General features: G+C 72.1%; 12 protein-coding genes. 11 read left to right on the forward strand and 1 reads right to left on the reverse strand.

The features are described from left to right. Positions 1-85: 85 nt before the first annotated feature. Together RM812_RS04420 and thiD are read left to right on the forward strand one after the other, a co-directional pair. The gene (locus tag RM812_RS04420; RefSeq protein WP_311571056.1) at positions 86-1,054 is read left to right on the forward strand and encodes a thiamine-phosphate kinase; all 969 of its coding nucleotides are present in this window, start codon (positions 86-88) and stop codon (positions 1,052-1,054) included. Then, the gene (gene thiD, locus RM812_RS04425; RefSeq protein ID WP_311571057.1) at positions 1,051-1,848 is read left to right on the forward strand and encodes a bifunctional hydroxymethylpyrimidine kinase/phosphomethylpyrimidine kinase; all 798 of its coding nucleotides are present in this window, start codon (positions 1,051-1,053) and stop codon (positions 1,846-1,848) included. The genes RM812_RS04420 and thiD overlap by 4 nt, the downstream gene beginning before the upstream one ends. A gap of 351 nt (positions 1,849-2,199) precedes the next feature. Here thiD and rpmB read toward each other — a convergent pair whose 3' ends face one another. Continuing rightward, a complete protein-coding gene (gene rpmB, locus RM812_RS04430) occupies positions 2,200-2,385 on the reverse strand; it encodes a 50S ribosomal protein L28 (RefSeq protein WP_003993230.1) in 186 nt (61 codons plus the stop codon). Between the two features lie 267 nt (positions 2,386-2,652). On the opposite strand from rpmB, the gene RM812_RS04435 reads away from it, so the two are divergent. The 9 genes from RM812_RS04435 (at position 2,653) to mutM (ending at position 12,010) form a co-directional block, all read left to right on the forward strand. Continuing rightward, positions 2,653-4,380: a DAK2 domain-containing protein gene (locus tag RM812_RS04435; protein ID WP_311571058.1), complete on the forward strand. Its 1,728-nt coding sequence runs from the start codon at positions 2,653-2,655 to the stop codon at positions 4,378-4,380. 69 nt (positions 4,381-4,449) lie between these two features. Beyond that, positions 4,450-6,669, forward strand: a complete 2,220-nt coding sequence (gene recG / locus RM812_RS04440; protein WP_311571059.1) for an ATP-dependent DNA helicase RecG — start codon at positions 4,450-4,452, stop codon at positions 6,667-6,669. A 63-nt stretch (positions 6,670-6,732) separates the two neighbouring features. Next, positions 6,733-7,320, forward strand: coding sequence for a 16S rRNA (guanine(966)-N(2))-methyltransferase RsmD (rsmD, locus tag RM812_RS04445; protein ID WP_311571060.1), 588 nt, complete (start codon positions 6,733-6,735; stop codon positions 7,318-7,320). A 26-nt stretch (positions 7,321-7,346) separates the two neighbouring features. Next, a complete protein-coding gene (coaD, locus tag RM812_RS04450; protein WP_311571061.1) occupies positions 7,347-7,826 on the forward strand; it encodes a pantetheine-phosphate adenylyltransferase in 480 nt (159 codons plus the stop codon). Positions 7,827-7,947: 121 nt separating this feature from the next. Further along, positions 7,948-9,069, forward strand: a complete 1,122-nt coding sequence (locus RM812_RS04455; protein ID WP_311571062.1) for a cell division initiation protein — start codon at positions 7,948-7,950, stop codon at positions 9,067-9,069. A gap of 317 nt (positions 9,070-9,386) precedes the next feature. Continuing rightward, positions 9,387-10,040 carry a YceD family protein gene (locus tag RM812_RS04460; RefSeq protein ID WP_311571063.1) on the forward strand — a complete coding sequence of 218 codons (654 nt, stop codon included), beginning with the start codon at positions 9,387-9,389 and terminating at the stop codon, positions 10,038-10,040. 2 nt (positions 10,041-10,042) lie between these two features. Beyond that, the gene (gene rpmF / locus RM812_RS04465) at positions 10,043-10,216 is read left to right on the forward strand and encodes a 50S ribosomal protein L32 (protein ID WP_003951102.1); all 174 of its coding nucleotides are present in this window, start codon (positions 10,043-10,045) and stop codon (positions 10,214-10,216) included. 7 nt (positions 10,217-10,223) lie between these two features. Continuing rightward, positions 10,224-11,072: a ribonuclease III gene (rnc, locus tag RM812_RS04470; protein ID WP_311571064.1), complete on the forward strand. Its 849-nt coding sequence runs from the start codon at positions 10,224-10,226 to the stop codon at positions 11,070-11,072. Between the two features lie 80 nt (positions 11,073-11,152). Next, the gene (gene mutM, locus RM812_RS04475) at positions 11,153-12,010 is read left to right on the forward strand and encodes a bifunctional DNA-formamidopyrimidine glycosylase/DNA-(apurinic or apyrimidinic site) lyase (RefSeq protein ID WP_311571065.1); all 858 of its coding nucleotides are present in this window, start codon (positions 11,153-11,155) and stop codon (positions 12,008-12,010) included. Positions 12,011-12,054: the final 44 nt, after the last annotated feature.

Raw genomic sequence — 12,054 nt, forward strand, 5'->3', positions numbered from 1 at the left:
CCGCCGAGACGGTCATTTCGACCGTAACCAGGACAGAGATGCCACGCGACCGGGCACGGACCGGGACGGAAGGGGAGCCAAGGCAATGAAGGGCACTGTTGGTGAGCTCGGGGAATTCGGGCTCATCAGGGAGCTCACCTCCCGTCTCACCTCCACTCCGGCGGTCCGGGTCGGCCCCGGCGACGACGCCGCGGTGGTGGCCGCGCCCGACCGCCGGGTGGTGGCCAGCACCGACATCCTCGTCGAGGGGCGGCACTTCCGCCGTGACTGGTCCACCGCGTACGACGTGGGCCGCAAGGCGGCGGCGCAGAACCTGGCCGACATCGCCGCCATGGGCGCGGTGCCCACCGCCCTGCTGCTCGGCCTCGTGGTGCCCGCCGAGCTGCCGGTGACCTGGCCGACCGAGCTGATGGACGGGCTGCGCGACGAGTGCCAGGTCGCCGGTGCCTCGGTGGTCGGCGGCGACGTGGTGCGCGGCGACACCATCACCGTGTCCATCACCGCCCTCGGTGACCTGCGCAACCAGGAGCCCGTGACCCGGGCCGGCGCCCAGCCCGGAGACCTCGTCGCGGTGACCGGCTGGCTGGGCTGGTCCGCGGCCGGGTTCGCCGTGCTGTCCCGCGGCTTCCGCTCGCCGCGCGCCTTCGTCGAGGCCCACCGTCGCCCGGAACCGCCGTACCACGCGGGGCCGGCCGCCGCGGGCCTCGGTGCCACCGCGATGTGCGACGTGAGTGACGGGCTGATCGCCGACCTGGGCCACATCGCCGAGGCCAGCAAGGTCAGGATCGACATCCGCTCCGGACAGATCGACATCCCGTCCCAGATGAACGACATCGGCCAGGCCGTCGGCGTCGACCCCATGCAGTGGGTGCTCACCGGGGGAGAGGACCACGCGATCGTGGCGACCTTCCCGCCGGACGTGAAGCTGCCCGCCCGCTGGAAGGTCATCGGCGAGGTCCTCAACCCCTCGGCGCTGCCCCAGGTGACCGTCGACGGGGCACCCTGGACCAGCAAGGGCGGCTGGGACCACTTCGGCGAGGACATGGAGTCATGAGGCCGCCCCTGGTCCTCACCGTGGCCGGCTCCGACTCCGGCGGCGGCGCCGGCATCCAGGCCGACCTGAAGACGATGCTCGCCCTCGGCACGCACGGCATGAGCGTGCTCACCGCGGTGACCGCGCAGAACTCCCTCGGTGTGCAGGGCGCCTGGGAGCTGCCCGTGGACGCGGTGCGGGCCCAGTACCGCAGCGTCGTGGACGACATCGGCGTCCAGGCCGTCAAGACCGGGATGCTCTCCTCCGCGGAACTCGTCGAGACGGTCGCCGAATTGATCGGCGGCACCGACGCCCCGGCCGTCGTCGACCCGGTCGGTGTCTCCAAGCACGGGGACGCGCTGCTCGCCGCCTCCGCCCTGGACTCGGTGCGCACCAAGCTGCTCCCGGTGGCGACCGTCGCCACACCGAACCTCGACGAGGTCGCCCAACTCACCGGCGTAAGGGTCGAGTCGGACACCGATCTGCGCCGGGCCGCGGCGGCCGTGCTGGAGTACGGGCCGCGCTGGGTGCTGATCAAGGGCGGCCATCTGGCCGGCGACGCCGTCGACCTGCTCACCGACGGCACCGAGGAGCACTGGCTGCGCGCGCCGCGCTTCGACAACCGGCACACGCACGGTACGGGCTGCACCCTCGCGTCCGCCGTCGCCTGCGGGCTGGCGAAGGGGCAGTCGGTACCGGAGGCGGTGACGGCGGCCAAGGAGTACGTCACCGGGGCGATCGCGGCCGGGTTCCCGCTCGGCGGCGGCATCGGGCCGGTGGACCACGGTTGGGCGCTCGGTCGGGACACTCCCTGACCTCGATGACCGTGGCGGCCTTCGGCCCGCGCCGAGCAGGCGGTACACGTGGTCGCGGGTCGAGCGCGGCCGGGGTGTCGGCGACGTCCACCGGGGCGAGCCCGCGGGCCTGCTCCAGAGTTGTGCCGCACACCGCCTCGGCGGCCTGCGACCCCGGGCCGGCCTGCGACCCGGGCCCCGCGGGAGACCGTCAGCCGCCCGTCCGGCTCCCGCACCTCGTCGTCCGGCGTACCGGTGCTGGAGCCCCCACGGACGACGCCCGGGATCCGGGCACGGCAAAAAGCCGGCCCACCTGAGGTGGACCGGCTCCGTGCAGCGGACCAGGCAGTGGCCGCGCGCTCAGCTGACGCGTCAGCGCGAGACCTTCCCGGCCTTGATGCACGAGGTGCAAGCGTTCACGCGCTTCGGCGTCCCGCCGACCACGGTACGCACACGCTGGATGTTCGGGTTCCAGCGACGGGACGTACGGCGGTGCGAGTGCGAGATGTTGTTGCCGAAGCCCGGCCCCTTGCCGCAGACGTCGCAGTTGGCAGCCACGGGTCACTCCAAAGACTTCAGATGCACTTACGGTTGATCCCGGCATGCCGGGATCAAGGTCTCGGACCAACGAACGGTCCGGGATCTGAGTGGCGGTGCCAGGGGGATGGCCCGATCGGGATCGGGCAACCGGAGCAGCATACAACGGCTGCTCCCGTACAACGAAACTACCACGGCAGCTCAGCGGCCCGCCCCCGGCCCTCTTCCGGTGGACGCCCTCCCAAGGTCTACGCTGCCTGCCACGTCCAGCAGCTCAAGGAGGCGCAGGTGGCGCAGGTGCCACAGAGGTTCTTCGACGCTCTGGCGGTGCGCACCTGGTGCGATCTGTCGCTGCGCGCCCTGGGGCGGGCGCGCGAGGAGATCGACGCGATCAACGTCTATCCCGTCGCGGACGGGGACACCGGTACGAACCTCTATCTGACCGTCGAGTCGGCCGTCGCGGCGGTGGAGGCGGTGTTCGCGGCGCACGAGGTGGACGCCGGGGCACCGGGCGGCGACGGCCCCTCACTGGCCGACGCCGTGGGCGCGATGGCGCACGGGGCGCTGATCGGCGCGCGGGGCAATTCCGGAACGATCCTCGCGCAACTGCTGCGCGGCATGGCCCAGGTGCTCGCCGCGCGGGGTGAACCCGCTCACACCGACGGCCCGGGCCTGCGGCTGGCCCTGCGGCACGCGGCCGAATCCGCCCGGCAGGCCGTGGCCCACCCGGTCGAGGGCACCGTCCTGACCGTCGCCTCGGCCGCCGCCGACGCGGCCGAGGGCGCGGAGGGCGACTGTGCGGCGGTGGCCCGCGCGGCCCACGAGGGCGCCCGCGCGGCCCTCGCCGCGACCCCGGGCCAACTGGCCGTTCTGGAGCGAGCCGGAGTGGTCGACGCCGGCGGGCACGGCCTCGTCACGGTCCTCGCGGCTCTGGTGGAGACGTTCACGGGCCGGACGCCGGCGCCGGGAGCGGCCGTCGTGCCGCACGCGCGCGTGGGGCACGGCCGCGAGGCGCTCCCGGGAGAGCGGGCCCGTGCGGAGGGCGGCGAGGACCGTGCGGGGGAGTGCGCCGCGGAGGAGGGCGACGAGAACGGCCCCGCCTTCGAGGTGATCTACCTTCTGGAGGCCGAGGACGCGGCCGTGGCACGGCTGCGGCAGCGGCTCGACGCCCTCGGGGACTCGCTCGTCGTGGTCGGCGGCGACGGACTGTGGAACATCCACGTCCACGTCGACGACGCGGGCGCCGCCGTGGAGGCGGGAGTCGAGGCCGGGCGGCCGTACCGGATCCGCATCACCCACTTCGGGCACGGCGACGTCCACACCACCAGGACCGGGCGCCCGCCCCGGGAGCGGACCCAGCGCGCCGTGGTGGCCGTCGTACCCGGCGAGGGCCTGGCCGGGCTGTACGCCGAGGCAGGCGCGACCACCGTGCTCGCACGCCCCGGGGAGTCGCCGGCGAGCGGGGAGCTCGTCCAGGCCGTCCGGCGGGCGCACGCGCGCGAGGTCGTGCTGCTGCCCAACGACGCCGAGCTGCGCCACACCGCCGCCGCGGCGGCCGAACAGGTCCGCACCGAGGGCATCCGGGTCGCCCTGATCCCGACCCGCTCCGCGGTCCAGGGCATCGCCGCGCTCGCCGTGCACGAGCCCGAGCGGCGCTTCGACGAGGACGTGGTGGCGATGACCTCGGCGGCCGGTGCGACCCGCCACGCGGAGGTCATCGTCGCCGAACGCCAGTCCTGGACCACGGCCGGCATCTGCCAGGCCGGTGACGTACTCGGCCTCATCGACGGCGACGTGGCCGTGATCGGCGCGGACGTCACGGAGGTCGCCGCGACCGTCCTGGACCGCATGCTCGCGGCCGGCGGCGAACTGGTCACCCTCGTCCTCGGCGACGAGGCCCCCGGGAACGTCGCCGACCACCTGGAGGCCCGCGTCCGCGAGGCCTACCTCGCCGTCGACACGGTGGTCTACCGGGGCGGACGGCAGGGCGCGCTGCTGCTGGTCGGCGTGGAGTAGCCCCGCCCATCCCGCCGTTCGCGGGCTTTCCCGGGAGGCGCGGGGCCATTGTCAGTGGCGTGGTGTGCAATGGATCTCGTGCCCGCACTGCAAGAACCCCTGAAGAAGGTGCTCGGCCCCGCCACCGCGAAGGTGATGGCCGAGCACCTCGGCCTGAACACCGTCGGCGACCTCCTCCACCACTACCCCCGCAGATACGAGGAGCGCGGCCAGCTCACCCACCTCGCCGACCTGCCCATGGACGAGCACGTCACGGTGGTGGCCCAGGTCGCCGAAGCCCGCCTGCACACCTTCGCCTCGTCGAAGGCCCCGCGCGGCAAGGGGCAGCGCCTCGAGGTGACCATCACGGACGGCAGCGGCCGCCTCCAGCTGGTCTTCTTCGGCCACGGCGTCCACAAACCCCACAAGGAACTCCTGCCGGGCACGCGCGCGATGTTCGCGGGCAAGGTCTCCGTCTTCAACCGCCGACTGCAACTGGCCCATCCGGCGTACGAGTTGCTGCGCGGCGGGGACGACGACGGGACCGAGAGCGTCGAGTCGTGGGCGGGCGCGCTCATCCCCCTCTACCCGGCCACCGCCAAGCTGGAGTCCTGGAAGATCGGCAAGGCGGTTCAGACGGTGCTGCCCAGCGCGCAGGAGGCCGTCGACCCCCTGCCCGACTCCCTGCGCGAGGGCCGCGGCCTGGTCTCCCTCCCCGAGGCCCTTCTGAAGATCCACCGCCCGCACACCAAGGCGGACATCGAGGACGCCCGCGCCCGACTGAAGTGGGACGAGGCCTTCGTCCTCCAGGTCGCCCTCGCCCGCCGCCGCCACGCCGAGACCCAACTCCCCGCCGTCCCCAGGAAGCCGAACCCCGACGGCCTGCTCACGGCCTTCGACGACCGCCTCCCCTTCACCCTCACCGACGGCCAGCGGAAGGTCTCCCGGGAGATCTTCGACGACCTCGCCACGGATCACCCGATGCACCGGCTGCTCCAGGGGGAGGTGGGTAGCGGCAAGACGCTGGTGGCCCTGCGCGCCATGCTCGCCGTCGTCGACGCCGGAGGGCAGGCCGTGATGCTGGCGCCCACCGAGGTGCTCGCCCAGCAGCACCACCGTTCGGTCGTCGAGATGATGGGGGAGCTGGCCGAGGGCGGCATGCTGGGCGGCGCCGAGCACGCCACCAAGGTGGTGCTGCTCACCGGCTCGATGGGCGCCGCCGCCCGCCGTCACGCCCTGCTCGACCTGGCCACCGGAGAGGCCGGCATCGTCATCGGCACACACGCGCTGATCGAGGACAAGGTCCAGTTCCACGACCTGGGCCTGGTCGTCGTCGACGAACAGCACCGCTTCGGCGTCGAACAGCGCGACGCCCTGCGCGGCAAGGGAAAGCAACCCCCACACCTGCTCGTCATGACCGCCACGCCGATCCCGCGCACCGTCGCCATGACCGTCTTCGGTGACCTGGAGACCTCCGTCCTGGACCAGCTCCCGGCCGGACGCTCCCCGATCGCCAGCCATGTCGTCCCGGCCGCCGACAAACCGCACTTCCTCGCACGGGCCTGGGAACGGGTGCGCGAGGAGGTCGAGGGCGGCCACCAGGCGTACGTCGTCTGCCCGCGCATCGGCGACGAGGACGACGACCCGAAGAAGAACTCCAAGCAGGCCGAGCCCTCCGGGGACGGCGCCGAGAGACGGCCCCCGCTCGCGGTCCTCGACATCGCCGACCAGCTGGCCAAAGGCCCCCTGCAGGGCCTCAAGGTCGAGATCCTGCACGGCCGCATGCAGCCCGACGACAAGGACGCGGTCATGCGCCGCTTCGCCGCCGGTGAGACCGATGTCCTGGTCGCCACGACCGTCATCGAGGTCGGCGTGAACGTCCCCAACGCCACCGCCATGGTGATCATGGACGCCGACCGCTTCGGGGTCTCCCAGTTGCACCAGCTGCGCGGCCGGGTCGGACGGGGCTCCGCCCCCGGCCTGTGCCTGCTGGTCACCGAGATGCCCGAGGCGAGCGCGGCCCGGCAGCGGCTGAACGCCGTCGCGGGCACCCTCGACGGCTTCGAGCTCTCCCGTATCGACCTCGAACAGCGCCGCGAGGGCGACGTCCTCGGCCAGGCGCAGTCCGGCGCCCGCACCTCCCTGCGCGTCCTCGCCGTCATCGAGGACGAGGAGATCATCGCGGAGGCGAGACAGGAGGCGGCGGCGGTGGTGGCCGCCGACCCGGAGCTCACCGGCCTGCCCGGTCTGCGTACCGCCCTGGACGCACTGCTGGACGAGGAGCGGGAGCAGTACCTGGAGAAGGGCTGACAGACTGGGACCGGACACCGTCCGTCCACCCGAGCACGCCGAGCCACCGACAAGGACCCAGAGATGACCCGCGTGATCGCCGGCAAGGCCGGCGGACGCCGCCTCACCGTCCCGCCAGGGACCGGCACCCGCCCCACCTCCGACCGCGCGCGCGAGGGCCTCTTCTCCACCTGGCAGTCCCTGCTCGGCGGCCCGCTGGACGGCGAGCGCGTCCTCGACCTGTACGCCGGTTCCGGCGCCGTGGGCCTCGAGGCGCTGTCCCGGGGCGCCGGGCACGTCCTGCTCGTCGAGGCCGACGCCCGCGCCGCCCGTACGGTCCGGGCGAACGTCAAGGCCCTCGGCCTGCCCGGCGCAGAGGTCAGGGCGGGCAAAGCGGAGCAGATCATCCGCACGCCGGCCCCGGCCGAGCCGTACGACATCGTCTTCCTGGACCCGCCCTACGCCGTCTCGGACGACGATCTTCGGGAGATCCTGCTCACACTCCGCACCCAGGGGTGGCTCGCCGGGGAAGCGTTCGTCACCGTGGAGCGCAGCACCAGGGGCGGCGAATTCCGCTGGCCGGACGGCTTCGAAGGTATCCGGGCCCGTCGCTACGGCGAGGGAACGTTTTGGTACGGTCGCGCCGCCTCTACGTGCGAAGACGCACGATGACCGGACCGGAGAGCGAGGGAACACAAGTGCGCCGTGCCGTCTGTCCCGGGTCATTCGACCCGATCCACAACGGACACCTCGACATCATCGCCCGTGCCTCCAGCCTCTACGACGAGGTCTACGTCGCGGTGATGATCAACCGGTCCAAGCAGGGCCTGTTCGAGATCGAGGAGCGGATCGACCTCATCCGCCAGGTCACCGCCGAGTACGGCAACGTCCGCGTGGAGTCCTTCCACGGCCTGCTCGTCGACTTCTGCAAGCAGCGCGAGATCCCGGCCATCGTCAAGGGCCTGCGCGCGGTCAGCGACTTCGACTACGAGTTGCAGATGGCCCAGATGAACAACGGCCTCTCCGGTGTGGAGACCCTCTTCATCCCCACCAACCCCACCTACAGCTTCATGTCGTCCTCCCTCGTCAAGGAGGTCGCGACCTGGGGCGGCGACATCTCCCACCTGGTGCCGTCGCTGGTCCTCGACGCCCTCACGGAGCGCCTGAGGAACCGCTGACCACCCCGCCGCCCAGCCCACGGAGCCTGACAAGCCGTCACCCGGTGTCCCCGGGACACCCCAGGGTCGTACAGTCGTCCCGTCCGTCTCCAACACAGCTGTAGAGAGTGGCGAGCACACGGTGGACGTGCAGAAGAAGCTCGACGAGATCACCGCGATGGTCTCCGGCGCCCGCGCCATGCCCATGTCGGCCTCGTGCGTGGTCAACCGCGCCGAACTGCTCTCGCTGCTGGAAGAGCTGCGCGCCGAGCTGCCCGGCTCCCTCGCCCAGGCCCAGGAACTGATCGGCGACCGGGACCAGATGGTCGCGCAGGCCCGCCAGGAGGCGGACCGGATCATCGAGAGCGCGCACGCCGAACGCGGTTCCCTGATCGCCGACACCGAGGTCGCCCGCCGCTCCCAGGCCGAGGCCGACCGGATCCTCGCCGAGGCCCGCCAGGAGGCCGAGGAGGTCCGCGCCGAGGCCGACGACTACGTCGACTCCAAGCTCGCCAACTTCGAGGTCGTCCTCACCAAGACCCTCGGCTCCGTCGGCCGCGGCCGCGAGAAGCTGCTCGGCACCGGCCCCGGCCTCGACGAGAACGGCTACGAGGACGAGGACGCCCCCGAGCGCAGCCACGACCCGGAGACCCTGCGCCGCGACGCCGACGCCTACGTCGACACCAAGCTCGGCGCCTTCGAGGCGGTGCTGGCCAAGACCCTGGACGCGGTCGGCCGGGGCCGCCAGAAGCTGCACGGCCGGATCGCCACCGACGACCTCGGGGCCCTCGCCGACGACTCCACCACCGTCCAGCACTCCAGCGACGCCGACTACCTCGCCGGCCTCGCGGGCCTCTCGGACGCCCCGGCCGAGCACCCCCGGCAGCGCGAGTACGGCGAGCAGCAGCCGGCGGCGGCACAGGTACCGGCGCCGGCCGTGCCGGAGATGCCGACGCAGGAACCGGCGTACGGCTACGCGCAGCAGGCCGATCCGTACGCCGCGTACCAGCAGGCCTACGGCGGGCAGGATCCGTACGGCTACCAGCAGCAGTCCGCCGACCCGTACACCTACCAGTACGACACCCAGCAGCAGGCCTACGACGGCCGGCAGGGCTACGCCCAGCCCCCGCAGCCGCAGCAGCCTCCGCAGCCGCAGCAACCCCCGCAGGCCCAGCCTCAGGCGCTCGACGAGACCAGCCTCTTCGACACCAGCATGATCAGCGCCGAGCAGCTGAGGGCCTACGAGCAGGGACGCGGACTCTAGGCCTGTCTGACCATTCCCGCCTGCCTCGCGACGCCATGCACGCACTCGCGCCGTGGCGGGCGCAGAGCCGAGTACATCCCGTACGAGGCTCTGCGCCCGGCACGCCGAGAGCACGCACCTGACGCCGCGAGGCCGTCCTCCGGGCGACGACGGGAATGGTCAGACAGGGCCTAGCCCGGGCACCGGCCCCGGGTCCGGATTGGGCCGAGAGCGAATGGTCCAGTATCCTGGCTCTTCGGTCGCGCGTACGTCCGCGATCGCCGCTGCCCGGGAACACCAAGGCAGCGCCCCCAAGCCAGGAAAGACCGAAAGCAGGAATGGTTCTGAACGCGCGCCTCGACCACCGCAACCCCCTCGTGTTCGACACACACGAGCTGGGACGGCGGCCCGGTGCGCTGCAGCGCCTGACCCGCACGGTCGACGCTCCCCGGGACTTCGGTATCCAGGGAGTCATCGGAGTGCCGGAAGGCGCCCCGGTGGAGCTCGATCTTCGGCTCGAGTCGGTCATGGAAGGTGTGCTCGTCACAGGCACCGCCCGTGCCGAGGCCGAGGGGGAGTGCGTAAGGTGTCTGGAGCCGCTGGAGCAGCAGCTCGAAGCGGACTTCCAGGAGATGTTCTCGTACCCTGACGCCGACGACCGGGGCCGCGTGAAGGCGGAACCGGCCGACGACGCCGAGGAAGACGAGGACAGGCTCTTCGTCGAGGACGGTCTGATCGACCTCGAACCCGTGCTGCGTGATGCGGTGGTGCTCGCACTGCCGATGCAGCCGGTGTGCCAGGAAGACTGCCAGGGTCTGTGCTCCGAGTGCGGAGTACGCCTGTCGGACGACCCGGACCACCACCATGACGCCGTCGACATCCGTTGGGCGGCTTTGCAGGGACTCGCCGGTTCAATCGAAGACGGCGAGAAGGACGAGATGAGCGGCGGCGCGCCTCAGTCAGCACGCGCCGACGAGAAGCAGGAGAAGTAGCCGTGGCTGTTCCGAAGCGGAAGATGTCGCGCAGCAACACGCGCCACCGCCGGTCGCAGTGGAAGGCTGCGGTCCCCACCCTGGTTGCGTGCGAGCGCTGCCACGAGCCCAAGCAGCAGCACATCGCGTGCCCGTCTTGCGGCACTTACAACAAGCGCCAGGTCCTCGAGGTCTGAGCGGCTGGTGAGAGGCACTGTGTCAGTCCCCAAGAAGGCGGAAGACGCCAAGGCGGACCCACCCGCCAAGAAGAAGGCGGACACCCAGGCCTCGTCCCACACGCTTCTGGAAGGGCGGCTCGGCTACCAGCTCGAGTCCGCCCTTCTGGTGCGCGCGCTGACCCACCGTTCCTACGCATACGAGAACGGCGGTCTGCCGACGAACGAGCGGCTGGAGTTCCTCGGTGACTCCGTCCTCGGCCTCGTCGTCACGGACACGCTGTACCGCACCCACCCCGACCTGCCCGAAGGCCAGCTGGCCAAGTTGCGGGCCGCGGTGGTCAACTCGCGTGCGCTGGCGGAGGTGGGCCGCGGGCTCGACCTCGGCTCCTTCATCCGGCTCGGCCGCGGTGAAGAGGGCACGGGGGGCCGGGACAAGGCTTCCATCCTCGCCGACACCCTCGAAGCGGTGATCGGCGCGGTCTATCTCGACCAGGGCCTCGACGCGGCCTCCGAACTGGTGCACCGCCTGTTCGACCCGCTGATCGAGAAGTCCTCGAACCTCGGCGCCGGCCTGGACTGGAAGACCAGCCTCCAGGAACTCACCGCGACCGAAGGGCTCGGTGTCCCCGAGTACCTGGTCACGGAGACCGGCCCGGACCACGAGAAGACCTTCACTGCTGCCGCCCGCGTCGGAGGCGTCTCGTACGGCACCGGCACCGGCCGCAGCAAGAAGGAGGCGGAGCAGCAGGCCGCGGAATCCGCGTGGCGGTCCATCCGGGCCGCGGCGGACGAGCGCGCCAGGGCGACGGCGGACCAGTCGGCCGCCGAAACCGCCCTCCAGCCGAACGCCGACGCCCCGTCGGCCTCCGCCTGATCCACCGCACGATCCGAACGCCCGCCCCTGCCCCGGGGCGGGCGTTTCGGCTCGTCCACCGGCCCACCCGAGGGGAAGCCATGCCCGAGTTGCCCGAGGTCGAGGTCGTCCGGCGCGGCCTGGAACGCTGGGTCGCCCACCGGACGGTGGCCGACGCCCAGGTGCTCCACCCGCGCGCGGTACGCCGCCACCTCGCCGGCCCCGACGACTTCGCCCACCGTCTGGAGGGCCACCGCATCGGCATGCCCAGCCGCCGCGGCAAGTACCTGTGGCTGCCGCTGGAGGACACCGGTCAGGCGGTCCTCGCCCATCTCGGGATGAGCGGCCAGCTGCTGGTCCAGCCGCACGAGGCGCCGGCGGAGAAGCACCTGCGCGTCCGCGTCCGCTTCGCCGACACCCTGGCGACGGAACTCCGCTTCGTCGACCAGCGCACCTTCGGCGGCCTGTCACTGCACGACACCACGCCCGACGGCCTGCCCGACGTCATCGCGCACATCGCCCGCGACCCCCTCGACCCGCTCTTCGGCGACGAGGCGTTCCACCTCGCGCTGCGCAGCAAGCGCACCACGATCAAACGGGCCCTGCTCGACCAGTCCCTGATCAGCGGCGTCGGCAACATCTACGCGGACGAGGCCCTGTGGCGCTCCCGCCTGCACTACGAACGCCCCACCGCGACCTTCACCCGCCCCCGCACCGCGGAACTGCTCGGCCATGTCCGGGACGTCATGAACGCGGCCCTCGCCGTCGGCGGCACCAGCTTCGACAGCCTGTACGTCAACGTCAACGGCGAGTCCGGCTACTTCGACCGGTCGCTGGACGCGTACGGCCGTGAGGGCCTGCCCTGCCGCCGCTGTGCCACGCCGATGCGCCGCCGGCCGTGGATGAACCGCTCCAGCTACTTCTGCCCGAAGTGCCAGCGCCCGCCGCGCCTGCCTTAGGGCCTGTCTGACCTTTCCCGTCGCCCGCCCTCCGGGCGGGCGGA

This window comes from Streptomyces lancefieldiae (assembly GCF_031845825.1).
GTDB lineage: Bacteria > Actinomycetota > Actinomycetes > Streptomycetales > Streptomycetaceae > Streptomyces > Streptomyces lancefieldiae.